26 protein-coding genes are annotated in these 26,297 nt (G+C 67.5%); 6 read left to right on the forward strand and 20 right to left on the reverse strand.

All coding sequences use genetic code 11. From position 1 onward, the window contains the following. Positions 1-100: 100 nt before the first annotated feature. A complete protein-coding gene (gene phaC, locus AC3A6M_RS16065; protein WP_487853728.1) occupies positions 101-1,858 on the reverse strand; it encodes a class I poly(R)-hydroxyalkanoic acid synthase in 1,758 nt (585 codons plus the stop codon). 55 nt (positions 1,859-1,913) lie between these two features. Between phaC and AC3A6M_RS16070 the strand changes: the two genes are divergently transcribed. Then, positions 1,914-2,132, forward strand: coding sequence for a hypothetical protein (locus AC3A6M_RS16070; RefSeq protein WP_487853729.1), 219 nt, complete (start codon positions 1,914-1,916; stop codon positions 2,130-2,132). 6 nt (positions 2,133-2,138) lie between these two features. Here AC3A6M_RS16070 and pgeF read toward each other — a convergent pair whose 3' ends face one another. Further along, positions 2,139-2,927 carry a peptidoglycan editing factor PgeF gene (gene pgeF / locus AC3A6M_RS16075; protein WP_487853730.1) on the reverse strand — a complete coding sequence of 263 codons (789 nt, stop codon included), beginning with the start codon at positions 2,925-2,927 and terminating at the stop codon, positions 2,139-2,141. Next, a complete protein-coding gene (locus tag AC3A6M_RS16080; protein ID WP_487853731.1) occupies positions 2,927-3,943 on the reverse strand; it encodes an RluA family pseudouridine synthase in 1,017 nt (338 codons plus the stop codon). Before AC3A6M_RS16080 ends, pgeF begins: the two co-directional genes overlap by 1 nt. 99 nt (positions 3,944-4,042) lie before the next feature. On the opposite strand from AC3A6M_RS16080, the gene AC3A6M_RS16085 reads away from it, so the two are divergent. Next, on the forward strand, positions 4,043-4,882 hold the full coding sequence (locus AC3A6M_RS16085) for an outer membrane protein assembly factor BamD (RefSeq protein WP_487853732.1): 840 nt from the start codon (positions 4,043-4,045) through the stop codon (positions 4,880-4,882). A 63-nt stretch (positions 4,883-4,945) separates the two neighbouring features. Here the strand turns inward: AC3A6M_RS16085 and yaaA are convergent, their stop codons facing one another. After that, on the reverse strand, positions 4,946-5,716 hold the full coding sequence (gene yaaA / locus AC3A6M_RS16090; RefSeq protein WP_487853733.1) for a peroxide stress protein YaaA: 771 nt from the start codon (positions 5,714-5,716) through the stop codon (positions 4,946-4,948). Positions 5,717-5,752: 36 nt separating this feature from the next. Here yaaA and AC3A6M_RS16095 point away from each other — a divergent pair, with 36 nt between their 5' ends. Beyond that, positions 5,753-6,199: a putative toxin-antitoxin system toxin component, PIN family gene (locus tag AC3A6M_RS16095; protein WP_487853734.1), complete on the forward strand. Its 447-nt coding sequence runs from the start codon at positions 5,753-5,755 to the stop codon at positions 6,197-6,199. 7 nt (positions 6,200-6,206) lie between these two features. After that, the gene (locus AC3A6M_RS16100; RefSeq protein ID WP_487853735.1) at positions 6,207-7,364 is read left to right on the forward strand and encodes a pyridoxal phosphate-dependent aminotransferase; all 1,158 of its coding nucleotides are present in this window, start codon (positions 6,207-6,209) and stop codon (positions 7,362-7,364) included. Between the two features lie 132 nt (positions 7,365-7,496). Here AC3A6M_RS16100 and AC3A6M_RS16105 read toward each other — a convergent pair whose 3' ends face one another. The 16 genes from AC3A6M_RS16105 to AC3A6M_RS16180 all read right to left on the reverse strand — a co-directional run bounded on the left by AC3A6M_RS16105 (position 7,497) and on the right by AC3A6M_RS16180 (position 24,203). Further along, positions 7,497-8,819 carry a tetratricopeptide repeat protein gene (locus AC3A6M_RS16105; protein WP_487853736.1) on the reverse strand — a complete coding sequence of 441 codons (1,323 nt, stop codon included), beginning with the start codon at positions 8,817-8,819 and terminating at the stop codon, positions 7,497-7,499. Between the two features lie 19 nt (positions 8,820-8,838). Continuing rightward, positions 8,839-9,738, reverse strand: a complete 900-nt coding sequence (locus AC3A6M_RS16110; RefSeq protein WP_487853737.1) for an ExeA family protein — start codon at positions 9,736-9,738, stop codon at positions 8,839-8,841. Beyond that, positions 9,738-11,504: a pilus (MSHA type) biogenesis protein MshL gene (gene mshL, locus AC3A6M_RS16115; protein ID WP_487853738.1), complete on the reverse strand. Its 1,767-nt coding sequence runs from the start codon at positions 11,502-11,504 to the stop codon at positions 9,738-9,740. The genes AC3A6M_RS16110 and mshL overlap by 1 nt, the downstream gene beginning before the upstream one ends. 24 nt (positions 11,505-11,528) lie before the next feature. Beyond that, the gene (locus AC3A6M_RS16120; RefSeq protein WP_487853739.1) at positions 11,529-11,918 is read right to left on the reverse strand and encodes a hypothetical protein; all 390 of its coding nucleotides are present in this window, start codon (positions 11,916-11,918) and stop codon (positions 11,529-11,531) included. Continuing rightward, entirely contained in the window at positions 11,903-12,607 is a 705-nt protein-coding gene (locus tag AC3A6M_RS16125; RefSeq protein WP_487853740.1) for a type II secretion system protein M, read from the reverse strand. Before AC3A6M_RS16125 ends, AC3A6M_RS16120 begins: the two co-directional genes overlap by 16 nt. Continuing rightward, entirely contained in the window at positions 12,604-13,257 is a 654-nt protein-coding gene (locus AC3A6M_RS16130) for a PilN domain-containing protein (protein WP_487853741.1), read from the reverse strand. Before AC3A6M_RS16130 ends, AC3A6M_RS16125 begins: the two co-directional genes overlap by 4 nt. After that, entirely contained in the window at positions 13,254-14,150 is an 897-nt protein-coding gene (gene pilM / locus AC3A6M_RS16135; protein WP_487853868.1) for a type IV pilus biogenesis protein PilM, read from the reverse strand. Before pilM ends, AC3A6M_RS16130 begins: the two co-directional genes overlap by 4 nt. Positions 14,151-14,338: 188 nt before the next feature. Then, the gene (locus AC3A6M_RS16140; protein ID WP_487853742.1) at positions 14,339-17,587 is read right to left on the reverse strand and encodes a DUF7933 domain-containing protein; all 3,249 of its coding nucleotides are present in this window, start codon (positions 17,585-17,587) and stop codon (positions 14,339-14,341) included. Further along, positions 17,584-18,009 (reverse strand): agglutinin biogenesis protein MshP, encoded by a 426-nt coding sequence (locus AC3A6M_RS16145; protein ID WP_487853743.1) that lies wholly within the window; start codon positions 18,007-18,009, stop codon positions 17,584-17,586. Before AC3A6M_RS16145 ends, AC3A6M_RS16140 begins: the two co-directional genes overlap by 4 nt. Continuing rightward, positions 18,006-18,950: a PulJ/GspJ family protein gene (locus AC3A6M_RS16150; RefSeq protein ID WP_487853744.1), complete on the reverse strand. Its 945-nt coding sequence runs from the start codon at positions 18,948-18,950 to the stop codon at positions 18,006-18,008. The genes AC3A6M_RS16145 and AC3A6M_RS16150 overlap by 4 nt, the downstream gene beginning before the upstream one ends. Beyond that, positions 18,947-19,564: a prepilin-type N-terminal cleavage/methylation domain-containing protein gene (locus AC3A6M_RS16155; RefSeq protein WP_487853745.1), complete on the reverse strand. Its 618-nt coding sequence runs from the start codon at positions 19,562-19,564 to the stop codon at positions 18,947-18,949. Before AC3A6M_RS16155 ends, AC3A6M_RS16150 begins: the two co-directional genes overlap by 4 nt. Beyond that, positions 19,554-20,156: a prepilin-type N-terminal cleavage/methylation domain-containing protein gene (locus tag AC3A6M_RS16160; RefSeq protein WP_487853746.1), complete on the reverse strand. Its 603-nt coding sequence runs from the start codon at positions 20,154-20,156 to the stop codon at positions 19,554-19,556. The genes AC3A6M_RS16155 and AC3A6M_RS16160 overlap by 11 nt, the downstream gene beginning before the upstream one ends. A gap of 12 nt (positions 20,157-20,168) precedes the next feature. Then, complete coding sequence (locus tag AC3A6M_RS16165; protein WP_487853747.1) at positions 20,169-20,699, reverse strand: prepilin-type N-terminal cleavage/methylation domain-containing protein; 531 nt, start codon at positions 20,697-20,699, stop codon at positions 20,169-20,171. Between the two features lie 64 nt (positions 20,700-20,763). Beyond that, a complete protein-coding gene (locus tag AC3A6M_RS16170) occupies positions 20,764-21,243 on the reverse strand; it encodes a type II secretion system protein (protein ID WP_487853748.1) in 480 nt (159 codons plus the stop codon). Beyond that, complete coding sequence (locus AC3A6M_RS16175) at positions 21,240-22,493, reverse strand: type II secretion system F family protein (RefSeq protein WP_487853749.1); 1,254 nt, start codon at positions 22,491-22,493, stop codon at positions 21,240-21,242. The genes AC3A6M_RS16170 and AC3A6M_RS16175 overlap by 4 nt, the downstream gene beginning before the upstream one ends. Positions 22,494-22,496: 3 nt before the next feature. Further along, positions 22,497-24,203, reverse strand: a complete 1,707-nt coding sequence (locus tag AC3A6M_RS16180) for a GspE/PulE family protein (RefSeq protein WP_487853750.1) — start codon at positions 24,201-24,203, stop codon at positions 22,497-22,499. 258 nt (positions 24,204-24,461) lie between these two features. Between AC3A6M_RS16180 and AC3A6M_RS16185 the strand changes: the two genes are divergently transcribed. Next, positions 24,462-25,127 carry a histidine phosphatase family protein gene (locus tag AC3A6M_RS16185; RefSeq protein WP_487853751.1) on the forward strand — a complete coding sequence of 222 codons (666 nt, stop codon included), beginning with the start codon at positions 24,462-24,464 and terminating at the stop codon, positions 25,125-25,127. 94 nt (positions 25,128-25,221) lie between these two features. Further along, positions 25,222-26,289 (forward strand): phosphotransferase, encoded by a 1,068-nt coding sequence (locus AC3A6M_RS16190; RefSeq protein WP_487853752.1) that lies wholly within the window; start codon positions 25,222-25,224, stop codon positions 26,287-26,289. Positions 26,290-26,297: the final 8 nt, after the last annotated feature.

The raw sequence follows: 26,297 nt of genomic DNA on the forward strand, positions 1-26,297 counted from the left end.
AAAATACCACGTTGTGAACGCAGGCGCAGCAATTATTCAACAGGCAACTCACGTATTTTTCTAGCAAGTTGCCTGTCCGCCAAGAACTTGGTCCGGCTTCCTAGTCGGCGCGCGCCTTGACGTAGCGTCCCGGCGCCGCCTCGATCGCCTGGTAGCGGGCATTCCCCGGCTGGGCCGGCGGCGCCACATCCTTGCCGCCGTTTTCGGCAAGGAATTTCACCCACTCCGGCCACCAGCTGCCCTTCACTTCGGTTGCGCCGGCCATCCAGTCGGCCGGAGTCTTCGGGCGGGTGCGGCCGTTGGCCTGGTTGACCCAGTGGCTGCGCTTGTTCTTCGAGGCCGGATTGATCACGCCGGCGATGTGGCCCGACGCGCCCAGCACGAACCGGTTCGCTTTCGCCTTCTTCGGGTTCAGCAGGTTCATCGCGGCGAACGCCGCTTCCCACGGCACGATGTGGTCTTCCTTCGAACCATAGATGAACACCGGGCAGTCGATCCTGCCGAGGTCGACCTTCACGCCGGCCACCGTCAACGCCCCCGGCTCCTTCAGCCTGTTTTCCAGGTAGGTGTTGCGCAGGTACCAGCAGAACATCGGGCCCGGCAGGTTGGTGCTGTCGGCATTCCAGTACAGCAGGTCGAAGGCCGGCGGAGTCTTGCCCTTCAGGTAATTCTGCTGGACGTAGTTCCACACCAGGTCATTCGGCCGCAGCGACGAGAAGGTGGTCGCCAGGTCGCGCCCCGGCATCAGCCCGCCCGCCGCCAGCTGCTGCTCGCGCAGGGCGACCTGGGTTTCGTCGACGAACACGTCGAGCACGCCATTGTCGGAAAAGTCGAGCAGGGTCGTGAACAGCGACAGGCTGGCCGCCGGCTGGCGTCCGCGCGCCGCCTCGACCGCCAGCGCGGTGGCGGCGATGGTGCCGCCGACGCAGAAGCCGAACACGTTGACCTTGTCCTTGCCGGAAATGTCGCGCGCCACGTTCAGGGCCTGGATGGCGCCCTGTTCGATGTAATCGTCCCAGCCGAGCTTGCCAAGGTTCCGGTCGGGATTCCGCCAGGACATCATGAACACGGTATTCCCCTGCTCCACCAGATAACGCACCAGCGAATTTTCCGGCTGCAGGTCGAGGATGTAGAACTTGTTGATGCAGGGCGGCACCATCAGCAACGGCACCTCGTGCACCGTCGGCGTCGCCGGGGTGTACTGGATCAGCTGGAACAGTTCGTTCTCGAATACCACCGTGCCCGGCGTGATGCCGACGTTGCGGCCGACTTCGAAGGCCGACTCGTCGGACTGCGAAATGCGGCCCTTCTGCATGTCGGCCAGCATGTTCTGCAAGCCCTTGGTCAGGCTCTCGCCCTTGGTCTCGATCAGCTTCTGCTGGGCTTCCGGGTTCGTCGCGAGGAAGTTGGCCGGCGACAGCGCGTCGACGATCTGCTGCACGGCGAAGCGGATCTTGTGCTTGTCGCGGGTCGGCGCTTCGACGGCTTCGGCCATCGCCATCAGGAATTCGGCATTCAGCAGGTAGGACGCGGCGCTGAAGGCCGACAGCGGATTCGCCGTCCATTCGGGCGCCGAGAAGCGCTTGTCCTTGAACTCGGGCGTCTTGCCGCTCATGACGTCCTGCCACAGGCGCGTCGCCTTCTGCAGGTAGTCGTCGCGCAGCGCTTCCAGCCTGGCCTTCGGCAGGCCGGCGCCGAAATCGCCCAGCATGCGCATCACCGGCGCGGCCTGCAGCGCCATGCCGCCGCCAAACGCCGATGGATCGGGAAATTTCATCCAGGACTGCCAGACGGAGGGATCGGAAAACTGCGACATCCAGGCAGCGCCAGGCTGCTGAGTGGCTTCGGGCGTATTCATATCGGCGTCCATTGTTTAGAATCGGGTATTCAAGCGTGCAGACAGGGAAAGCATCATGTGGATCGTCGCCATCGGATGGATGTATGTCGTGACCCTGATGGCGGCCACCGAGCCCTCCGTGGTGGCCGGCATCATGACGTTTCTCTTTTACGGCATCTTGCCATTATCTCTCGTTTTTTACCTGACGGGAGCGTGGCGCGGACATGCGCGCAGGCGACGTGCACGCAAGCGGGAAGCTCAGCACTCTAAGCGCGGAAGTGCGCCTGGCCCTTGATTCCGCTTAAACGCGCCAGATCAGGCTGGCCTGGCGCCCGCTCCCTGCCCCGTCCCGCCGGTAGGAATAGAAGCGATCGGCCTCGGTGAAGGTACAACGGCCGCCGCCATGCACGCGGGTGATGCCGTCGCGCGCCAGCAGGCGGCGCGCGAGCAGGTAGATATCGGCCAGGTACTTGCCGTCGCGTCCAGGATAAGGCCGGAAGCCCTCTTCATGCGCGCCATCCGGCAGCGCGGCGCGGAAGGCCTCCACGACGTCCGGCCCGACTTCGAAGGCCTGCGGACCGATCGCGGGCCCGAGCCAGGCCGTGATCCCGCCGGCGCCCCGCGCGCGCATCGCGGCCACGGTCGCACCCAACACGCCGCCCGCCAGCCCGCGCCAGCCCGCATGGGCGGCGCCGACCACCTTACCTTCCAGGTCCGCGAACAGCACCGGCAGGCAATCGGCGGTCAGGATCGCGCAAACCACGCCGGGCTCCGTAGCGATGCTGGCATCGCCGACCTGCACCGGCGCGCCCGGCTGCACCAAGCCCGCTTCGACCACGTCGGCGCCATGCACCTGCGCGATCCAGGCCGGGCGTCCCGGCAACAGGGATTGGAGGCGCGCGCGGTTCTCGCGCACGGCGTCCGGATCGTCCTTCACGTGCAGGCCGAGGTTGAGGCCGCCACCACCCTGGCCGTCATCGAAAGGCGCCGCGCTGACCCCGCCCAGGCGGGTGGTCGCCAGCGCGCCGACGTTGGCGGGCAGGTCCGGCCAGTCGGGCCGGAGCACATCGTCGATGGGCAGTCCCGCCATCAGGCCGCTTCCGGCTCGTCGATGCCGGCGCGCGCCAGCAGTTCGGCGAAATCGTCGGCCAGCGGCACGACCCATTCCATGTGCTCCCCGGTGGCGGGATGGGTCAGGCCCAGGCGGCGCGCCTGCAGGGCCTGGCGGTGGAAGAAGGACAGCAGGTGGGGCTTGCCGTACACGGTGTCGCCGACCAGGCTGTAGCCCAGCGACTGCATGTGCACGCGGATCTGGTGGGTGCGGCCGGTTTCGAGGCGGCACTGGACCAGGCTGACCGGACGGCGGTCCAGCTCGCCCTTCGCCAGCAGTTCGTAGTGCGTGATCGCCGGCTTGGCCATCGGCGCGTTCGACACCGCCATCTTGGTGCGCTCGGTCGGGTGGCGGCTGATCGGCGAATCGACCGTGCCGGACAGGCGCGGCGTGCCCCACACCAGGGCGAAGTATTCGCGCTTGACGGACCGCGCCGCCAGCTGGCGCACCAGGTCGGTCTGGGCTTCGAGCGTCTTGCCGACCACCATCAGGCCGCTGGTATCCTTGTCGAGGCGGTGCACGATGCCGGCGCGCGGCACCGAAACCAGTTGCGGACAGCGGTGCAGCAGGCCGTTCAGCAGCGTGCCGGACCAGTTGCCCGAACCGGGATGCACGACCAGGCCGGCCGGCTTGTTGATCACCATGATGGACTCGTCCTCGTAGACGATGTTCAGTTCCATCGGTTCCGGCGTGAAGGCCGTGTCTTCCGGCGCCGGCTGCGGCACCACGACGATGGTCTCGTCGCCGTAGGCCGTGTTCTTGCCCTTCGCCGGCTTGCCGTCCACCAGGATGTGGCCGGCGTCGAACCATTGCTGAAGGCGGCTGCGCGAGAACTGCGGCACCAGGCCTGCCACGACCTTGTCGAGGCGCTGGCCGCAGTGCGACGGGTCCAGGGTCAGGGTAATCGGCGAAAAGTCGGCACCGCCCGGGGCCAGGCCGGGTTCAGGTGCGAACTCGGCGTCCAGGTCGTCGTCCAAATCGGGGTCGAGAGGCATTTCCGCCGAATTCGGCGCAGCATTTAATATCACGTTGTTCCCATCGGCTATAATCAGCCGTTCGTTGTATCTCGGTAAAAACTTTCTTGCAAAAAGCTCATGCAAAAAAAATTGTCTGTATTGGTTGTGACGGGTGCTCTGCTCAGTTTGTCAGCTTGCGGCTTGTTGCCGGGAAAGTCCGACGATAGCAAGAACGTGTCAGCGTCGAAATTATACGCTGAGGCGCGCGAGGAAATGGACGGCGCCCACTACGAAGCCGCCATCAAGCTGTTCGAAAAGCTCGAAACCAACTATCCGTTCGGCACCTATGCGACCCAGGCGCAGATGGAAATCGCCTACGCCCACTACAAGGCCCAGGACCAGGCCGAGGCGCTGGCCGCGGTGGAACGCTTCATCAAGCTGCACCCGAACCACCCGCAGGTCGACTACATGTACTACCTGCGCGGCCTGATCAACTTCAATGACCAGATCGGCTTCATGAGCTTCATCTACGCGCAGGACCCGACCGAGCGCGATCCGAAAGCGACCCGCGAAGCCTTCGCCGCTTTCAAGGAACTGGTCGACAAGTTCCCGAACAGCAAATACGCGCCGGACTCGATCCTGCGCATGAACTACCTGATCAACGCCATGGCTTCCTACGAGGTCCACGTGGCGAACTACTACTACCGCCGCGGCGCCTACCTGGCCGCGCTGAACCGTGCGCAAGGCGCCGTGACCGACTACTCGGATTCGCCGGCGCGCGAGGAAGCGCTGTTCATCATGATCCGCGCCTACGACAAGCTGGGCATGTTCGACCTGCGCGACGACACCCAGCGCGTGTTCCAGAAGAACTACCCGAACAGCCACTTCCTGGGCGGCAAGGGCAGCGGCGATGCGCCGTGGTGGAAGTTCTGGGCCAAGTCGGGACCGGCGCCGGCGCCCAAGGACGCGGTGCAGTAATTTAGTTAGCGTTCGACCGTCGTCCCCGCCTGCGCGGGGACGACGTTTTTGGGCAGGCGGTCCTCAACCCTCGACGCGCCGCCTGAACACCCACTCCTTCTCGGTCGACACGCTCGCATCGAACGCATAACCGTCGACATCGAACTTCTTCAGCTTCTGCGGATCGGTTATCCGCCGCTCGGCCGCATAGCGCGCCATCATCCCGCGCGCGCGCTTGGCGAAGAAGGAGATGATCTTGTACTTGCCGTTCTTCCAGTCCTCGAACACCGGCACGACCAGCGGCGCCTTCAGCAGCTTCGGCTTGACCGACTTGAAGTACTCTTCCGAGGCCAGGTTCACCAGCGCGCTCGCGCCGCTGGCGGCCAGCGCCTCGTTCAGCGCGTCCGTTACCGTCTCGCCCCAGAACGCGTACAGGTCCTTGCCGCGCGGGTTGGCCAGCCTGGTGCCCATCTCGAGCCGGTAGGGATGCATCTGGTCGAGCGGGCGCAGCACGCCGTACAGGCCGGACAGGATGCGCACGTGGTCCTGCACATAGGCCAGCGCCTTCGGCTTCAGGCTGCGCGCGTCCAGGCCGGTGTAGACGTCGCCGTCGAAGGACATCACGGCCTGGCGCGCATCGCCGTGGTCCGGATGCCAGCCGGCGTAGCGGGTCACGTTGAGCACCGCCAGCGGATCGGAGATGCTCATCAGCGCGCCGATCTGCGCCGGCGAATACGCCTTCAGCACGCGGATCAGCTCCGCGGCGCGGTCGATGAATTGCGGGGTCGTACGTTGGTCGGTGGTGGGCGGGGTATCGAGGTCGAGCGATTTGGCGGGCGAAAGAACGATCAGCATAGGTAAGAAAACGGTACAACCGGTAGAATTGCCGACATGATACCTGCTCTACAGAATCCCATCGTCATCGACACCAATGTCTGCCTCGACCTGTTCGTCTTCCGCGACCCGCGCTGGGCCAGCCTGCTGGCCGCGCTAGAAAGCGGCGCGGTGCAGGCCGTCACCCGGGCCGATTGCCGCGACGAGTACCTGCACGTCCTGCACTACCCTCACCTGCCGCTCGACGACAGCACGCGTCCCGATGCCGCGGCGCGCTTCGACGCCCTGATCCGCGTGGTGGCGCCCGACAGCCGCGCGATCCGCCTGCCGGTCTGCACCGACCGCGACGACCAGAAATTCCTCGAAATCGCACGCGACGCCGATGCCGCCATCCTCGTCACCAAGGACAAGGCCCTGCTCAAGCTGGCCAGGAAGACCGCGCGCGAAGGCCTGTTCCGGATCATGCAACCCGATGCCTGGGTCAAGCTGGGCTCCCAACCGTAAAACCATCATGGCTCCCCCCGTTCTCCGCTCCCGCCTGCCGGCCGTCGGCACCACCGTCTTCACCCTCATGTCCGCGCTCGCCAACGAGCACGCTGCGGTCAACCTCGGCCAGGGCTTCCCGGACTTCGGCTGCGACCCGCGCCTGCTCGACCTGGTCGACGAGGCCATGCGCGCCGGCCTGAACCAGTATCCGCCGATGTCCGGCGTGCCGGTCCTGCGCGAAACCATCGCCGCCAAGATCCAGGCCCTGTACGGCCACGCCTACGATGCCGCCACCGAGATCACGGTGACGGCCGGCGCCACCCAGGCCCTGACCACCGCGATCCTGTGCGCCGTGCATCCGGGCGACGAAGTCATCATCATCGAACCGGCCTACGACAGTTATCTGCCGGCCGTGCAGCTGGCCGGCGGCGCGCCGGTGACGGTGTCGATGCGGCTCGACGAATCCGGCTACAGCGTGCCCTGGGACACGCTGGCCGCGGCGGTGACCCCGCGCACCCGCATGATCGTGATTAACAGCCCGCACAACCCGACCGGCTCGATCCTGCGCAAGGCCGACCTGGATGCGCTGGCCGGCATCGTCGACGGCACCGACATCCTGATCCTCTCGGACGAGGTCTACGAGCACATGGTGTTCGACGGCCAGCGCCACGAGTCGGTCAGCCGCGACCCGCGGCTGGCCGAACGCGCCTTCGTCGTCTCGAGTTTCGGCAAGACCTATCACGTGACCGGCTGGAAGGTCGGCTATGTGGCGGCGCCCGCCGCCCTGACGGCGGAGTTCCGCAAGGTCCACCAGTACAATGTGTTCACCGTGAACACGCCGATGCAGCACGGCCTGGCCGGCTACATGCGCGACCCGCAGCCCTACCTGGACCTGCCCGCCTTCTACCAGAAGAAGCGCGACCTGTTCCGCGACGGCCTGGCGCGCACCCGCTTTACCCTGCTGCCGGCCGACGGCACCTATTTCCAGTGCGTGAAGTACGACGCCATCTCGGACCTGAGCGAAGCGGAATTCGCGCAGTGGCTGACGCGCGAGATCAAGGTGGCGGCGATTCCGGTGTCGGCCTTCTACAGCCAGGGCAAGGAGTCGGGGATCGTGCGGTTCTGCTTTGCGAAGCAGGATGAGACCTTGAAGGTGGCGCTGGAGCGGCTGGCGAAGGTGTAAGGCGGGCTGCAGCGCGACGGCACGCAGCGTGTAAACGTCGTCCCCGCGAAGGCGGGGATCCAAGTTTGTCGGCGCTAACGTAACGCATGCAGAACTTGGGTTCCCGCCTCCGCGGGAACGACGGTCTGGCGTTCAGCGGCCGAGCTGCTGCAAGCGCCGCTCCACGAACGCCTGCAGCTCCGCCGACAGCGTCCCGCTCGCGCGCGCCCGCTGGAAAGCCTCCAGCGCCTCGGCATTGCGCTTGTCGCCCTGCAGCGACATCCCCAGTCCCATCCACCACACGCCGTTGCCGGGCGCCACGCGCAGCGCGGCCTGGTACTGCTCGGCCGCCTCGCGGTAGCGCTGGTCGCGCTGCAGCGCGCCTGCCAGGAAGGCGTGGTAATCGGCGTTGTTGCCGGCGTACGGGAGGGTGCGGACCAGCGTGTCGATGCCGGAGCCGCCGCGCTCGATCTGCAGGCGCGCCAGCAGCATCGCCAGCGCCGGCTGGCGCAGGTTCAGGGCCAGTCCGCCCTGCAGATGGCGGATCGCTTCGTCGCCGCGCTTGGCTTCGATCAGGAGGCCCACCAGGGTCTGGCGTGCGGCTTCGTGGCCCGGATCGAGCCTCAGGGCCTGTTCCAGCGCGGCGATGGTTTCGGTCATGCGGCCATCCTGCAGGCTCGCCAGCGCGCGGCGGTACTCGCCTTCGGCGCGCTGGGATGAGGATTCCTGGCGGCCCGGTGCCCCGGCCGCCGCCGGTGAAGCCGTCTTGTGCTCGCGGCGCTCGTCGGCCTTGGCGCTGCGCTGCGCCGCCGGTTTCGCGGCGCCGGCGGACATGCGGGCCTGCAGCTCGGCCATGATGGCCTGGCGCGCAGCCCGTGCTTCCTCGCTGTCCGGCTCGTAGCCCGCCACGCTCTTGGGCTGGGCGGCCGGCGCCACGGCCGCGGGCGCCGCCGGCTGCGGGGCAGTGTGCTTCTTCGGCGCCGGCGCGGGAGCGTCGAAGGCATCCTCGCGCCGTGTGGCCCGCGCCGGCGCGGCTGCCGCGACGGCAACGGGTGCGGGCGCGTCGGCCACCGGCGCCGCCGCAGAGGCAGACGCAGAAGTGGACGCAGAAGTGGACACAGAAGCAGCGGCGACGGGAGCGGCGGCCGGCGCAGGCGAGGCGGCGTCCGCCGGCGCCACGCTGAGCGTGCTGCTCATGCCCTGCACCGGCTTGACCGCGGCCGGCGCCGGCCTGGCGACGCTGGCCACGGCGGGCCTGGCCGCGGCGCGCGGCTGCTGCTGCCAGCTCCAGCCGAACCAGGCCAGCGCCAGGATGGCGGCGGCGCCGCCCGACGCGGCGGCCATGGTCCGCGGATTGGCGCGGCCGGCCAGGCCCGCGCGCTCGCGCGCCACCGGGCGGATCTGGGACGGAAAGGATTGCGCGCCCGGCGTGCCGCGCGCGTCCAGGTCCTGGAGCATCTTGTTAATCAGGCTCATCGCAAACTCATCGGGCTGCTCATGATTTCGTGATCACCCAGCCGACGCCGGCGGCGGCGCCGGCCAGCAGGGCGCCGAGGGCCGCCCACGGCAGCATGCGGCGCCTGCCGCTGGTGGCCAGGGTGTCCTGCGCGGCCGCGCTCACGTGCGCGCGCGTGATGGCGTGCCCGCCCTCGCCGTAGCACAGCATCAGCGCCTTGTGCGCCAGCACGTTGACCAGGCGCGGCACGCCGCCGCTGGCCGCGTACAGGCGCGCGATCGCGCCGCTCGAGAACAGGCGCGCGCCGCTGAAGCCGGCCACGCGCAGGCGGTGCGCGACGTAGAAATCGAGGTCGTCGCGGCTCAGCGGGCCGAGGTGGTAGTGGAAGGTGATGCGCTGGGCCAGCTGGCGGATCGAATCCAGTTCCAGCTTGCGGTTCAGCTCCGGCTGGCCGAACAGCACGATCTGCAGCAGCTTGCGCTTTTCCGTCTCCAGGTTGGTCAGCAGGCGCAGCGCCTCCAGGCTCTCGACCGGGATCGCCTGCGCTTCGTCGAGGCAGAGCAGCACGCGCTTGCCCTGCGCGGCCAGCTCGAGCAGGCGGTCCATGATCGACTTCAGCAGGCGGTGCTGGTCGACGTCCTTGTCGAGCCGGATCTCGAGCTCGTCGGCCAGGGCCAGCATCAGGGTGCGCGGTTCGAGGTAGGGATTCGGGATGTAGGCGGTGACGAAGGCCTCGCCCAGGGTCGCCATGAACTTGCGGCACAACAGGGTCTTGCCGGTGCCGACTTCGCCCGTGATCTTGATGAAGCCTTCGCCGTTGCGCGCCGCCACCAGCAGCGTGTTCAGGGCTTCCTGCGAACGCGGGCTGCCGAAGAAGAAGCTGGTGTCCGGGGTGATCCCGAACGGCGCTTCGCGCAGGCCGAAGTGGGCGGTGTACATTACCGCATCCCTCGCGGATCGAGCTGCTCGATGCGGCGGCCGGCGTCCAGCAGGTCGTCGTTCCAGTTGTTGACGCCTTCGACGATGGTCGGCTTGATCAGCACCACCAGCTCGCGCTTCTGGTTGACGCGCTTCTTGGCGCCGAACAGGTTGCCCAGCACCGGCACGCTGCCGGCGCCCGGCACCTGCGAATTGTCGGCGGTCGAGGACTGGCGCATCAGGCCGCCGATCGCCACCACCTGCCCGTTCGCACCGCGCACGATGCTGTCCAGCTCCGAAGTCGCGGACGCCGCCAGCGGCAGGTTCAGGTTGCCGGCCGAGCCCAGGCTGACGGCCTTGTTCACGGTCGACACCTGGCTCACGGACGGGTGCACGTGCAGCAGGATGTTGCCCTTGTCGTCGATCTGCGGGGTCACGTCCAGCACCACGCCCGAGAAGAAGGCCTGCAGCGTCACGCTCGGCGTGGTGGTGGTGCCGGCGGCGGTCGAATTGGTGTTGGTGGTCACGCCGGTCACGAAGAATTCGTCGGTGCCGATCTTCAGTACCGCCTTCTGGTTGTTGACCGCCGCCACGCGCGGGCTGGACAGGACGTGCACCGTGCCCTGGGTCTCGAGGAAGGAGATCAGGGCCGCGAAATTGCTGGTCTGGACCGCCAGGCCGAACATCGAACCGGCGGCGCCGGCCGCGTTCGAGAGCGAGAAGCCGGTGCTGGCCGACAGGCCGGTGCTCGGGTCGCTGATGACGGCCGGCTGGCCGCCGCCGAACGGCAGCGGCGTCAGGGTCGCACCCGGCGCCAGCAGGCCGCCCGAGATCCGGTTGTCGTGGGCGCTCTTGATCGAGGCGAAAGAGGCCCAGTTCACGCCGCTCTGGAAGCTGTCGTTCAGCTCGACCTCGAGGATCTTCGCTTCCAGGATCACCTGGCGGTCGACCGCGAGCTGGGTCGCCTTCAGGTAGGCGTCGACGTTGCGCAGTTCGTCCGGCATCGCGCGGATCACGATCACGCCGGATTGCGGGCTCACCACGACGCTGCGGCCGCCTTCCTTCGAGCCGACGATGGCTTCGATCGACGACTTCAGGTCGACCCAGAAGTCGGTGCTCGAGGTGGTGCTGACGTCGGTGCTCTGGATCTGGTTCTGGTTCTGGCCGTTGGGATTGTTCTGGTTGTTCTGGTTATTCTGGCTGTTCTGGTTGTTGCCCTGGCTGCCGTTCTGGTTGTTGACGGCGTTCGCCACCGAGGTCGAGGACACGCGCAGGTTGGACATGCCGCGGCGGTTGCCGACCAGGTAGTTCACGCGGAACATCCTGGTCTGCATGGTGAGCGGCTTGATCGAGATGCGGGTGCCCTCGATCCGGTAGTCGTAGCCGTACATCTCGCGCACCGCATCCAGGGTCTCCTGCAGGGTCACGTCCTTCAGGTTGGCGGTGATGGAGCCGCTGACGTCCGGATGCACCAGGATGTTGTAGCGGGTGCCGGCGACGATCGAACGGAAGAACTGCTGGGCCGGCACATTGTTGAAGGAGACGTTGAAGCGCTCCTCGAGTGCCGGCCTGGCCTTCGGCAGCTGGGTGGCCAGGCTCGATGCCGGCGGCAGCAGCGCGTTGGCGACGGCATCGTCGACCGCCGGCGCGGCCGGGGCGCGCTTGTTGGCGCCGCCGGCGCTGGCGATGTCGCCCCGGATCTGGTCGTAGGTCGTGGTGCTCGGGGCGGTCTGGCAGCCGGCCAGCACGGCGGCAGCCAGCACGGTCATCGAAAGGGTATGTCGCATCGTGTTCGTCCTCTTCTCGGGCTCTCAGCGCCGGGCCTGCGCTTTGGCGTGCGCCTGCGCCGGCGTGATGCCGGAGGCTTCCTGGGCATACAGGCGCAGCACCTGGCGCTCGGCGCCGCGCACCAGCTCGACTTCGTTCTCGCCGATCCGCGCCACGCGCGCGCCATGGAACTGCTCGCCCAGGCGCACGGTTTCGCCGTCGATCACGGCCAGGTGGCGGCCGCCCTTCTCGCGTCCGATCAGGATGCTCTGCAGCTGAGGACCGCCGGCGGCAACGCCCGGCGTCGCGCCGGGGGCCAGCGCCAGGGCCGGCGGGCGGGTCGGGTCCTGCAGGGCCTGGCCGTGCGCCTGCGCGGCGGCGGCAAACAGCAGGGACAGCGCGGCGGCTTTCGCCAGGGTCAGAGCTTCATCCATTTTTCGTCCAGGCTGAGGGTGTACAGGGTCAGGGTCAGGCGCACGCTCGGGTATTCCTCGACCTCGAGCTGGGCCTTGCCCCAGAACAGCTGGGTCGGCAGCGCTTCCAGCGCGGTCATGTAATCGACCATGTCGAGGTAGCTGCCGCGCACGGTGAGTTCGACGCCATGGCGGAACAGCAGCTCGCGTTTCGCCGATGCCCTTGCCCCCGCGCCCGCGGCGGCGGTGGCGCCCGCACCGGCGTCGCGCTGCGCGTTCATGCCGCCCAGCGGCTCGACCGGCAGCGTGCGCACCGACACCATCTTCAGGCGTCCGTTGGCGCGCAGGATCGTCTCCAGCAGCGGCGCCACCCGTTCCGGCGGCACCAGGCCCTGCTGCATCGCGCGCAGGCTTTCGCCCAGGCGGGCGGATTCTTCCCGGGTCGTCGCCAGCCGGGCGCGCGCCGGCGCATCGGGGTCGGCTTCGGCGGCCTGCAGCTTCTGCAGGATCTCGGCGTTGATGCCGGCGATGTTGTTCTGTTGCTGGACGACCTGGCTGCGCAGCTGGTCCTGCGTGCGCAGCAGCGGACCGATCACGGCGAAGTTGGCGATGAAGGCCAGACCGCAGGCAGCGGCGGCGAAGCTCAGGATGCGCTCGCGCTGGCTCAGCGCATCGACGCGGGACGCGAATTTCAGCCAGTGCTGTTTCATGGCTGGGCTCCCGCCTTGGCCTGCGGCGTGGACTGCAGGTTGAATTCGACGTACGGCGCCGGGGCGCTGGTTTCCTTGCCATCCCTGACGACCTTCACCGCCGCGGCCTCGCCGATCTGCAGGCTGCCGACCGGCTTGCCCTGCATGACCCGTTCATTGCGCAGGCGGCTCAGGAAGCCCGGCACCAGGGCCGGGTCCAGCGCGCGCCCGCGCACGCCGAGGTCGAGGCCGGCGCCGGCGATGCTGACGCCGGTCAGCCACAGGCCGTCGACGTTCTGGCGCGCCAGCGCACGGAAGTATTCGGCATAGCCGCGGGTGTCGCCCAGTTCGCCGCGCTCGATCACGCCGGCGACTTCCTTCAGGCCCAGCAGCTCGTCCTGGGCCTGGGCCAGTTCTTCGGCCAGCCGCGGATCTTCCTTGCGCGGGGCGAATTCGGCGTTCACGCTGGCCAGCCGCTTGCGGGCCTTCTCCAGCTGGGCGGCGCCCTGGTCGGCCTGGGCCTGCAGGCTGGCCACGCGCACCCTGGCGGCCACGCCCATCGCCGCCAGGCCGAGCACCAGCACGCCCAGCGCGGCGGCCATGGTGGCGGCGCTGAACATCTTCTTCTTCTGCAGGAAGGCCGGATTGAAGAGATTGATCTGCTGGCTCATGCCGCGCCCTCCTCCACGCGCAGCGCCGCGCCGATAGCGACGAAGAAGCGCTGCTGGCGCCCGGGTTCGCGCAGTTCGGGAATCGCGTCCAGGTCCAGCAGCTGGCCCAGGTCGAGGGTCTCGACGCGGGTGTACAGGTTGCCGGCCAGGTATTCCTGCAGGCCTTCGGCGCCGCTCGGCGCCAGCACCAGCTTCGCCACGCTGATGAAGGAGAACTGGCGCTCGAAATTGTCGAGCGAGCGCTGCAGCTCGAGGGTGATCTTGTCGAAGCTCTGGTGGCGGCGTTCGGCGTCGCCGTCCAGCAGCTGGGCCAGCGGGACATCGATGCGGCGCGACAGGTACAGTTCGCCGCGCCAGGACACGGTCAGCAGGCCGCCGTCCTCGCCGAAGGACAGCATGGCGATGCCGCGGCCGTCCGGCTCCAGCATGGCGGAGACGTTACGCTGGGCCATTTCGGGAATGTCGATGGTGCGCAGCCGGATCTTCGACTGGACGAACAGTTTCTGGCGCGCCTGGATCGTGCTGTTGCGCGCAGCCACCGCGAACACGCTCTGCTGGGGACGCACGGCGGCGTTCGGGTCGAGCGGAATATCGAGCACGTCATAGCTCGCTTCATCGACGGGAAAGTCGAGGATGTCCTTCAGGCGCCAGCGCACCGCGGCCTTGAGTTCCTCGCGCGGCACATTGGGGGCTTCCACCGACATGAACTGGTACTCGCCGCCGCCCAGCACCGTGGTGCAGCGGTAGTTCGCGGCGTGCACTTCCTTGCCGGCCTTTTCGAGCGCCTCGGCGCCCGGCGGCCCGGGGAAGAAGGTGGCCAGCGTCAGCGCAGGCTTGCCCGCGGCAGGATGGCGCACGCTGGCGGCCGCGATACCGTCGCGCTGCAATACCATCGCCAACCAGGCTTCTGTCTTTTGAGCTTTACTAAAAAAACGCATGCGGTGGCGGTGGGTTTTGGTGAGTTTCGACGGAATTTCGCTAGATCCTTGATTATATTCAAGTCGCGTGGAAAACCGATATCATTTTTTCCACTCAGGAAAAATATTTCCGGTTTTCACCACATTGAGACTGGCGGGCGTTGTCAATACACCTCGCGCAGGTAGATCAGCGGGCTCTTATACAGGCCGAAAGTGACGCGCGCCTGGGTGCTGGGCAGCCACGGCGCGTCGGCGCTGTCGAGGGTCAGATCGACGCTGCCGACCGTGCCGCGCGGCGGCGCCTGCAGGACCAGGGTGCCCTTGCCATGAATCAGGCCGACCGCACCGGTGCCGGCCACCGTCAGCGGATTCGGCTTGCACAGGCCGGTTTTCGGGTCCTGGGCGAAGAACCTCCGGCAACCGCCGTCGACCGGCCGGATGCTTGACGCCACCAGGCTGGTCTCGTCGCTGGCACTGGCGGCCCAGGCCGTGCCATTCCAGTACTGGGCGGTCAGCGGCACGGGCAGGCGCAGCAGGTCGGAGCCGAACACGTTCGGTACGAACAGGCGCCCGGCCACGACCAGCAGGCCGTCTTCGTACTGCGGGGTCCAGGTGTTGGCCGGCGTCCTCGAGGTGATGACCGGATTCGCGCTGCCGCTCGGGCGGATGGTCTCGAGCATGCTGGCGCGCAGGTAGACCAGGGTCGGGCCGCCCCAGTCGCGCGCGCTGCGAGTAGCCGCGCTGGCCGCATTGTACGGATTGCCGGTGCTGAAGCTGGCGGTGCCTTCCATGCGCCGGAAGTCGGTGGGGCCGGTACTGAACGCCAGCACGGCGGCGCTCAGCGTCCCGCTTGCCGGCGCCGCCGCATCGTTGGGCGCCTTCGCGGCCGACACCGTGACCGGCCGTGCGCCGTCGTTCTGGAACAGCGACAGCATGGTCGGCGTGCCGTTGCGCGGCAAGCCATAGGGAATGACGACGTAGCTGAACGCCTGGCGCGAGTAGGCCGCGCCGCTGACCGGGAAGGTGGGCTTTGCGGGATCGGTGGAGACGGCCGGGCAGTTCATCGCCGGCAAGCAGTCGAAGTCCGCGTTGACTTCGGTCGCGAAATGATCGGGATAGAAACGCCCGATCACGCGGGTGCCGGTCCTGAGGCGATTCTCGGGATGCAGGCCGACGTCATCCGGCGGCGCGCCAACCGGCCCGGTGCCGAGGTAATCGACCACGTAAGGCGTCGCCGTCAGGTTGCCCGCCTCGTACCAGCGGACCGTGGCATCCATCGCGCCGAAATCCGTGACGCCGGCATTGCGCGCGAATGGCTGGTCGAGCGCGAAGGCCGCGGCCACGACAGCGCTCTTTTCGTCGATCCCCACTTTCGGCGATACCCTGGCGTTCAACAGGAACAGGTCGAGCCGCAGGTCGAGGCCGATCGTCTCGTCCGGCAGCACGCCTTTCAGTTCGGCCGCTTCCTTGCCGAAGCTCGGCGCGAACCGGTTGTTCGCCATCAGCGCGCCGACGCGCATGGTGAAGGGGTCGCCCGCCCTGGCGAAGCCGTAGCGCTCGTCCTTCAGCCAGTTGTCGTCCACGGTGCCCATGTAGTCGTCGGTACCATCCGCGCGGAACACCCGCTGGAAGCGGATGTCGGCCGGCCGCGAGATGAAATCGACGGTGCCGATGATGGCGTTATTGAAGCGCAGCGTCATCGACATCCTGCCCACGTCGGCGTAGAACAGGGGCGCGAGCGCGCTGCCGTCGGCCAGCACGGCGCTCGGTTTGCCGGCCGGCAGCTTGGCGCTCACCGTGCGCCAGGTGCCGGCGCAATCGAAATCGGCCCTGCCCGCGTAGGTGACGGCGACCGCGGAATTCGGCAGGCAGGCGAACTTCAGGTCGAGCGACAGCGGATAGTCCGTATCCTGCAGTTTCATGGCCACCCCGGCGCTGTTCACGGACGTGATGTAGATCGCCGCGTTCTTGTCCGCCGCGACCACCGGCCCGAGGAAGCGGTGGCATCCCGCCTCCTGCGGCGAGGTGACGATCTTCTGGCCGTCGGTGCAGGGTTCGCTGGTGAACGCAAACGCCGACGAGCCATGGTCGGACGCCGTGCCGCTGTTGGCGGCGGTGTTGTTGGCGGGCTTGCTGTCGCCGGTTTTGCCGGTCACTGTGGCCGTATTCGTATAGCTTCCGGACGCGGTCGGCGTCACCGCGATCACCAGCGGCGTCATCTTGTCGCCCGGCTTGAGCGGCCCGGGCTGGGTGCAGGTGACCACGGTCTGGCCATTGGCCTGGGCGTTCGAGCAGGTCCAGCCCTTGCCGCTCGCCGACATCAGGGTGAGGCCGGCGGGTAGCGTGTCGACCACGGTCACCGGTCCGATTTCGTCGTCGAGGCCGCCGTTGCTCACGGTAAGCGTGTAGTTGGTCGGGCTGCCTACCGTCAGGTCGCCGGTGCGCGTCATGGACAGCGCCAGGTCGGCGTTCGCCACGTAGGGCATGGCGACGATCTCGACGCCGAGCAGCACCAGGTCCTGGCCCGAGCGGTAGGTGGTGGACGCGCTGTTCTGCCCCGGCTGGATCACCGGCGAGGTCAGGGTGTAGACGTCGAAGTCGATGCCGTAGGAGCGCGTGTCGCCAGTGACGTTGCTGGCCGAGTTGAACTGGTTGCCCTGCGGGTTGATGGTGTCCGACATCTGGTAGCCGTTGAACAGCAGGTCCTCGCCGCCCTGCGACAGGGTTGCGTCGCCCTCCCAGGTGATGTGCCCTACTTTGCCGGTGACCCTGGGTGGCAGCGGGTTCGGCACGCTGAAGTTGCCGAGGTCGATCGTCAGGCTGCTGTTCTGGAAGGCCTGGAAGCCTTCGTACAGGTTCAGCATGCGGAACGGCTCGTCCGGGTGCGCGTACACCACGACCAGGGAGAAGCCGGCCAGCACGGCCTGGGCGTTGCACCAGGCGCCGCCGTTGTCGACGGTGAGGTCGTTGAAGGTGTAATAGCCATTGCCCTTCTTGGATACGTAGTCCGTCACGTCCGCCGCGCCGCTGAAATACGTCAGCGCCGCGCCGCTGCTGCTGGAGGTGGCGACATAGCGCCGCTTCGGGTCCGCGCTCACGCTGTAGCCGTCGAGGCTCACCGTGTAGTCGGGCGTGGCGCCCGAGCCGGCCCAGTACAGCTGGGCGCTCTTGATGGTCGCCCCGTCCGGAATCCCCGACAGGTAGGCGGTCAGCTTCTTGTTCGGGTTGGACACGCTGCAGGACCTGGCGTTGTCCTTATTGCGCTGGGTCTCCTCGGTGCCGGTGAAATTCACGTTGCCGCGGAAGCTCTGGAACAGCGAGACCGGCGTGTCGGCGCGCGCCGGCAGGCCGCCGAACAATAACAGGCAGGCCAGCAGCAGGCCGGTCCAGCAGCCGGCGAAGCGGTGCATCATAGTTCTGCCTCCAGGGTGCGCCGCACGGATTCCGCATCGTTCAGGTCCACGCAGCGGCCCTGGTCATCCGGCTTGTTGCAGGCGGTCGAGGTGATCACGTAGCGCGCCAGCTCGCCCGCGCCCTGCTGCTGGCACTTGACCTGCACGCTGAAGCCCGACAACGAAGTCCCGGCCGGCATCCTGAACATGGTCTCGGCCGCGCAGGCGCCGTTGCGGGTGCGCCGGAAGATGCCCCATTCCAGCCCGGCGCGTGCGGCCTGGTAGGCGCGCGCGCCGAGCAGGTCGACGTTGGCGCTGCCCTGCTGCGCAGTGTAGATGCCGACCATCGCCACGCCCAGGCCGGCCAGCACGACCAGCAGGAAGATCGCGGTGACGATGCCGACGCCGGCCTCGCGCCGGCGGATGCGAAGGAGTCGATTCATGGCGTATTGTCCACGTGGACCTGGTGCACCAGGCGGATCACGGCCGGCGCCTCGGTGCGGCCGCGCAGCGACAGCGCGATGCCCACCAGGCCCGTGCGCCGGGCCGCGGCGCCGTAGCTGAAGATGCCGCTGCAGCTGGTCAGGCCGGTGGCGACCAGGGCGCGCTTGCCCCCGGTGGGCACGGCCTGGTCCTTCACGATCGGGTAGCCCCAGGCGCGCCAGAGGGCCAGGCGGCCGTCCGTGTTCTGCGCGCAGTAGAAACTGACGGGGCCGGAGACGACCTGGAAGCGCTGCACCGGCGACGTCAGCGGGGACTGCTGCCAGGCGAAAGGGTTGCCGGCCAGCGTGATCGTCCTGGCCGGGATGGACTGGCCATTGATCGTCGTCGCCGCCTCGGCAGACACCGCGTTGACGCAGGCGATGTTGCCGGCGGCGCCGGCTGCCGAGGTGCTCGGGCAGCCGGTGATGCCGGTGCCGGCGAGGTCGTAGGCGTTGGCCGGCTCGAAGCCCGGTCCCAGGTTGTAGACCACCACATAGTCGCCTGCCCTCACTTGCGCGAACGTGCCCGGCATGCCGATGGCAGTGAAGGTGATGGTGCTCGGCCTGTCGAAGCTGAGGACCGGCACCGTGGGCACGCCATCGTCTTCCGACAGGTAGCGCGCGCCGGAGCGCGTCAGCAGCAATTCAAGATGGTCGCCGGCGTCGCTCACGCGCACGCTGTTGGGCAGCGCCAGCCGGATGTCGCGCGCGACGCGGCGCAGCGCCAGGTCGGCCTGGTCGGTCAGTTCGGCGCGGTCGACCGTGTCGCGGTAGCTGAGGATGGGCGCGCGGATGAACACCGCGACGATGCCGGCCACGATGCCGAGGATGGCGATCGTCACGACCGCCTCGACCAGGGTGAAGCCGCCCGTCCGGCGCGGCAGCGCGGGCTCGCGCGTCATAGGTGATTCGGCGCGTAGCGCGTGCGGTAGCCGTCCAGCGCGACGGTCTCGCCGCCGTAGCTGACCTGCACGGTGATGCGCAGGACGTCGGTGTCGGCCGTCGTGTCGGTATCGCTGCCGATGCCGTTCAGCGAAGCCGGCGCGATCGACAGGCGCGCGCTGTAGCCGGCCACGTCGAGCGGATTGCCGTTGGCGTCGGCCAGCACGCCGCCGGGATTGTCGAAGGCGGCGGTCCAGGTGTTGGGCGCGCCGACGTAGTCGTTGACGTTGTCGAAGGGGCGCCCGCTGCCCGCGCCGGCCGGTTCGGGGCTCAGCTGGCCCCAGCGTTCGGGAATGGCGCAGTCGGCGGCGGACTTGACCAGGTCGGCGTCGCCGGCGTTCGGATCGGCCGGGTCGCAATACGAGAATCTGGCCAGCTCGACTTCTTCGAGCAGGCCTTCGGCGATGATCAGCGCCTGCTTGCGGCGCACCGGATCGGCGCTGCCGCGGGTGGTCAGGTTCATCACCGTGATGATGCCGCCCACCGCGATGCCGACGATGACGATGAAGAGAATGAGTTCGACCAGGGTGACGCCGCGCTGGCGCACGCCGGGGCATGCGCGCTCAGAAGACATAGCCCGTTTCCTGCGCAACCGAGACGGTGCGGTTGACGTCATCGCCCTTGATGGTCAGGGTCAGGCCAGTGAAGCTGCTGTCCGTGGTATCGCCGCCCAGGTAGGGCCGGCCCAGGCCGTTGAAATAGAAGGCCGCGATCGCGCCCTGGGCCAGGGTCATGGTGGCGCCGCGGGGCACCCCCTCGCACTCCCAGTCCCGTACCCAGCTGCCGCCGAGGACGCAGAAGGCGCGGCTGGCGTCGCTGCCGCTGTTGCTGCCGGACGGTGCGCGAACCCGGTCCGCCAGCGGGCACAGGCTGGCGTTGCTGTAGCACAGGCGCAGGCCCTGGCTGGTGGCCTGCACGTAGATATTGCGGTTCTGGGCGATGGCGAGCTTCTGGGCGTAGCGCAGCATGGCGGCGCTGCGGTCCGCGAAGGCGGCGGCGTCGAAGCCGGTGCGATTGAAAAAACGCGCGGCGCCGATGGCGCCGAGGATGCCGACCAGGACGATCACGACGACCAGTTCGACCATCGTGAAGCCGTCCGGGCGGCGGCAGAGGATTGGACGGCGGGCGCCAGCCAGCTCACGCCTGAGCACGACGCCTGCCGTCATGGTCCGCTGGGATTACTCGCAGCGGGTGGTGGTGGCGGCCACGGTCGGGACCGGATTCGCGGCTTGTGCAGTCGGCGCCGCCATGCTGTAGCTGACGAAGCAGGTCGTCGCGGCAGCCGTGCCGACCAGGCTGTTCGGGACCAGGGCAATGCCGTCGGCCGGAACGACCGGCACGTTGGCGCCGCCGTTCTGGGCGGTCGTATAGACCGTGTAGTCGTTCGTGGTCAGGCCGGCCGCCACCATGATGCCGTTGGCGTCGGCGGTCGGATAGCCGTTGGTGGTCACCGCCACGTTGACGCCTTCGAACGCCTGGGGGCTGGTGGCGAAAGTGGCCGGGCTGACCAGGTACTTGCCGTGCACCATCGCCGAGGCGGACGAGATCGCGCCGCGCGCCGCGTTCACGCTGGCGACGCGCGCATCGGCGCCCAGGTTGGCGAACTTCGGCAGCGCCGTCGCCGCCAGGATGCCCAGGATAACGATCACGACGATCAGTTCGATCAGGGTAAAGCCGCCTTGCGCCTGCGCCTTGAAATTCTTGTTCATCAAACTCTCCGAATAAAGTTGGGTGGTTGCGACTTCGACGCCGCTTATGCTTGTTAACGACCGCCTACCCACTGACTTGATGCAGGGCCAGGCTTTTGCTTGTGCTGACAAATTCTACCTTGAACTTAAGCAACCTTGATGTGCTGAAAGAAAAACTTTTAGTATTCTTGGGCAAATACACAAGGGATTTGTCGCGTGGGTCGAACACCCAGCCGGCATGGCCGATCTGCTCCGGGTCCGGCGCATAGTATTCGCCCAGGTAGTTCTCGGGTTTCCACAGCAGCAGGTCGATCGGATTGCCGGCGGCGAGCGCGCGCAATTCCGCTTCCCGCCCGGTCGAGACCAGCTGGGCGGTCCGCACCTGCAGCGAGGTGCGCAGCGCGGCGACGACCTGGCGCGCCGCGGCGAGTTCGGCCTGCTCGCGGTAGTACTCGAAGCGGTTCAGCGCCACCGCACTGACGGCGGCGGACACCAGCACCACCAGCGCGAATTCCAGCAAGGTAAAGCCGTCCTGCCCTCGTTGTCGGCGGAATGGCGTCTTCATTTGTTATGCAGGGCCGCCTTGCCCAGGTCCCAGATCGGCAGGAAGATGCCCAGCGCCAGCACCAGCACCAGCACGCCGAGGAAGGTGATCAGGATCGGCTCGATCTGGCTCGACAGGGTCTTCAGTTCGTAGTCGACCTCGCGCTCGTACATCATCGCGATCTCGTCCATCAGGTCGTCGAGCGAGCCGGATTCCTCGCCCACCGCGATCATCTGCAGGACGATGGGCGTGAACACCTGGGCGTTGGTGGCCGTGCGCAGGATGCTTTCGCCGCGCTCGACGCCGTCGCGCATCTGCTCGATGCGCATCGCCAGGTAGGCGTTGTCCGCGGTCTGCGACACCACGGTCAGCGCCTGCACGATCGGCACGCCGCTGCGGATCGACAGCGCGAAGCTGCGGGCGAAGCGGGCCATGGTCGCCTTGTGGATGATCTTGCCGGCGATCGGCAGGCGCAGCTTGTGGCGGTCCCACGCCAGCCTGCCGGCCGTGCTGCGGGTCCAGGCGCGGAAAGCGAACACCGCGCCGGCCGCACCGGCGGCGAATGCCGGCCACCAGGCCACCGTGAAGCGCGAGGTGCCGATCAGGATCCGGGTCATCAGCGGCAGTTCGGCGTGGAAGCTGTTGAACACCTTTTCGAACTGCGGGATCACGAACACGTTCACCACCACCATCGCCGCGATCATCGCGATGACCACGAAGGTCGGGTAGCGCAGCGCCGTCTTCACGCGCTCGCGCATGTCGCGGTCGAACTCCAGGTGGTCGAACAGGCGCAGGAAGACTTCTTCCAGGCGGCCGGTCATCTCGCCGACCCGCACCATCGCCAGGTAGAACGGGGTGAAGCACTCGGGGTGGCGGCGCATCGCGGTCGACAGCTCGCGGCCGGCGTCGAGCGATTCGCGCAGGTCGCGGATCACCACGCCGAAGCTCTTGTTGACGGCCGACTCCTGCAGGCCGGCCAGGCCGCGCATGATCGGCACGCCGGATTTCAGCAGGGTGTAGATCTGGCGGCTGAACAGCTGCACGTCGAGCGAGGTGACCTTCTTCCGGGTCAGGCGCTCCCAGAGGCCTTCCTTGCCGGCGCCGGCCGGCGTGGCGGCCGAGGTGGCTTTTCTGGTGGTCGGGCTGATCTCGAGCGGGGTCACGCCGCCGCCGAACAGCTGGTCGGCAACCGCGCCGCTGTCCGCGCCCTCCAGCACGCCGGCCACCAGTTCGCCGCTGCCGTTGCGGCCCTTGTAGGCGAAAAACGGCATGCGTTAGTCTTCCATCTGGTTACTGACGCGCATGGCTTCCGCCACCGTGCTCTTGCCCTGCACCGCCAGGCGCACCGCGCTGCGGCGCAAGGTCTCGCCGCGCATCTCGGCCTGGGCCGCCTTCAGGAAGTGGCCGGGGTCCGGATGGTTGATCGCTTCGTGCACGGCGCGCGTCATCTCGAGCAGCTCGTAGACGCCGGTGCGGCCGCGATAGCCGGTGCCGTTGCAGTGCGAGCAGCCGCGCCCGTGGAACAGAGGCACGCTCTCGGCGCGCTCGCCCAGTTCGGCGCGCAGCCAGGCGCGCTCCGGCGCCGGCGCGGCATAGGGCTGGACGCAGCTCTCGCAGATCACGCGCACCAGGCGCTGGGCCAGCACGGCCTGCAGCGAGCCGCCCACCATATAGCGCGGCACGCCCATGTCCATCAGGCGCAGCGGGGTGCTGGCGGCGTCGTTGGTGTGCAGGGTCGACAGCACCAGGTGGCCGGTCATCGCGGCGCGCAGGCCGATCTGCGCGGTTTCCTGGTCGCGCATCTCGCCGACCAGCACGATATCCGGGTCCTGGCGCAGGGCCGAGCGCAGCACGCGCGCGAAATTCAGCTCGATCTTGTCGTTCACCTGCACCTGGTTGATGCCGGGCAGGCGGTATTCGACCGGGTCCTCGACCGTGATCAGTTTTTTTTCCACCGAGTTGAGTTCGGCCAGCGCGCTGTACAGGGTGGTGGTCTTGCCGGAACCGGTGGGCCCGGTCACCAGCACCAGGCCGTTGGGCCGCTGGACGATGGCGCGGAAGCGCTCCACCAGGCGCGGGTGCATGCCGATCGCATCCAGGCGCAGGTTCATGCCGACCTGGTTCAGCAGACGCATGACCACCGATTCGCCGTACTGCGTCGGCATGGTCGAGATACGCACGTCGATGCGCTGGTTGCGCACCTTGACCGCGAAACGGCCGTCCTGCGGCAGGCGCTTTTCCGAGATGTCGAGATCGGCCATCAGTTTCAGGCGCAGCGCCAGCGGGGTCGCGATCTTGATGTCGGCCTCGGTCTGCAGGTGCAGCACGCCGTCGATGCGGAAGCGGATCTGCAGGCGGCCATCCTGCGGCTCGATGTGGATGTCGGAGGCGCGCACCTGGGCGGCATCGTCGAACACCGACTGCAGCAGTTTCACGACCGGCGCTTCTTCGAGGCCGGAATTCGAGGCCAGCGCGCCGAAGTCGACCGAGGTCGTGTCGCCCAGGTCCTGCTCCAGCTCGCGCGCCAGGCCGGTAATCTCGCCGGTGCGGCGGTAGATGCGGTCGATCGCCTGCAGCACCTCGGTCTCGTTGACCACCGCCAGCTCGACGCCCTTCTTCAGGAGCCGCGCGATCTCGTCGTAGGCGAACAGGTCGGTCGGGTCGGACACGCCCACCAGCACGGTCTCGCTGCGGTCTTCCAGCACCAGCGCGCGGAAACGGCGGGCCTGGGTCTCGGGCAGCAGCCGCACCACGTCCTGGTTGATGTTGTAGAACTTCAGGTTGATATAGGGGATGCCCATCTGACGCGCCAGCGCGCCCGAGATCTGCTCCTCGGTGACATAGCCGTTCTCGACGAACACCCGGCCCAGCTTGCGCCCGGTGCGCTTCTGGTCGGCCAGCGCCGCATTCAGCTGCTCTTCCGACAGCAGCTTCTGTTGCACCAAGATTTCGCCGAGCCGGACTTTTTCAGGCCTCGCCATGTCACCCTTCACAATTTGTAGGACTAGTCCTGCAATTGTAAGACAGAAACACCAAAAATTAACCGGCGGAATTACATTCTGTCGTCCATACGTAACGTCAAGCCCTTTCGACATGTAATATGATCAACACCAAACCGGGGTCAGACTCAGATTTTTGGCAACAAACCTTGGGAAATTGCCAAGTTCCGGAGTCTGACCCCGGTTTGGGGTAACGCAAATGGAGCCGATATGACAACTTGCCGCCGCCGGATTTTTCTGATGCGCCATGGCAGCGTCACGTATTTCGATAGCGCCGGCAAACCGTTTCTGCCGGAAACCGTCGCGCTGAACGAGGATGGGCGTGCCCAGGCCGATGCGGCCGGCCGCGCTTTCGCCGGCGCCGGCGTGCGCTTCGACCGGGTGATCGTGTCCGGCTTGCCGCGCACCGTCGAGACCGCCGCCCGGGTGCTGGCCGTCACCGGGCAGGCGATCGACGCCGAGGTGTGGCCGGAGTTCGAAGAGATCCGCGGCGGCCGCCTGTCCGCGATCCCGGCCGCGGAGCTGAAGCGCGCCTTCACCGGCGCGTTCGAGGGACTGGTGCCGGCCGGGCAGCGCTTCCTGGGCGGCGAATCGGTCGGCGAGCTGATGGACCGGGTCCATCCGGCGATGGCGCGCCTGCGTGCCGATGCGTCCTGGGACACGGTCCTGCTGGTGCTGCACGGCGGCGTGAACTGCGCGATCCTGTCGCTCGCCCTCACCGGCCAGCGCCTGTTCCTGGGCGGCCTGGCGCAGGCGCCGGGATGCATCAATGCCCTCGACGTCGGCGCGGATGAGCGGGACTGGGTGGTGCGCGGCGTGAACCACAACCCGCTGGATGCACTGCAGCCGGGGGCGCGCATGACCACGATGGAGCTGCTGTTCGAGCAGTACCGTCGCTCGCGCTGAAAAAAGCACGTTCGTTCGCGGTTGCGCTATGATGATTCGATAACGATGACTTGGGTCCTCGCCTGCGCGGGGACGACGTAGCGGGAGGAGATGAATGTTCGAAGAGATGATGGGCACCAAACCCGTGTCCGAACGCCAGCGCTTCGACGCCGAAGCGCTGGGCGCCTGGATGGAAAGCCACGTCGACGGCTACCCCGGCGGCGCGCCCGCCGTCGAACAGTTCAAGGGCGGGCAATCCAACCCGACCTTCAGGCTGCGTGCGAATGACCGCCATTACGTGCTGCGCGCCAAGCCCGGCCCCGCGGCCAGACTGCTGCCGTCCGCCCACGCCATCGACCGCGAATTCCGCGTCATGGACGCACTGTACAAGGCCGGCTTCCCGGTACCGCGCCAGTACGCGCTGTGCCTGGACGAATCCGTGATCGGCCGCGCCTTCTTCGTGATGGAATACGTCGAAGGCCGCGTGTTGTGGGACCAGTCGCTGCCCGGCATGACGCGCGAGGAACGCGCCGCCATCTACGACGAACTGAACCGCGTCATCGCGCAACTGCACACGGTCGACTACGCCGCCATCGGCCTGGCCGACTACGGCAAACCCGGCAATTATTTTGCGCGCCAGATCGAGCGCTGGACGAAGCAATACCAGGCCTCGCAGACCGAAACCATCGACGCGATGGACAGGCTGATCGACTGGCTGCCCCTCCACATCCCACCGGGCGACGCCACCGCCATCGTGCACGGCGACTACCGCCTCGACAACATGATCTTCCACCCGACCGAGCCGCGCATCCTGGCCGTGCTGGACTGGGAACTGTCGACGCTGGGGCATCCGGCCGCCGATTTCTCCTACCACTGCCTGAGCTGGCATATCCCGCCCGGCAAATTCCGCGGCATCGCCGGCCTCGACCTGCAGGCGCTGGGCATCCCCGGCGAGGACGAATACATCGCCGCCTACAGCCGCCGCACCGGCCGCGCGATCCGGCGCGAGGATTTCAACTTCTATCTCGCCTATAACCTGTTCCGCCTGGCCGGCATCATGCAGGGGATCATGAAGCGCTACGTCGACGGCACCGCGGCAAGCAGCCAGGCGCTCGAAAACGGCAAGGCCGCGCGCCCGATGGCCGAGATGGCCTGGCAGTTCGCCCTGCGCGCATCGTCCTGACGCATCGT

Source organism: Telluria sp. Soil_C_11, assembly GCF_057657395.1.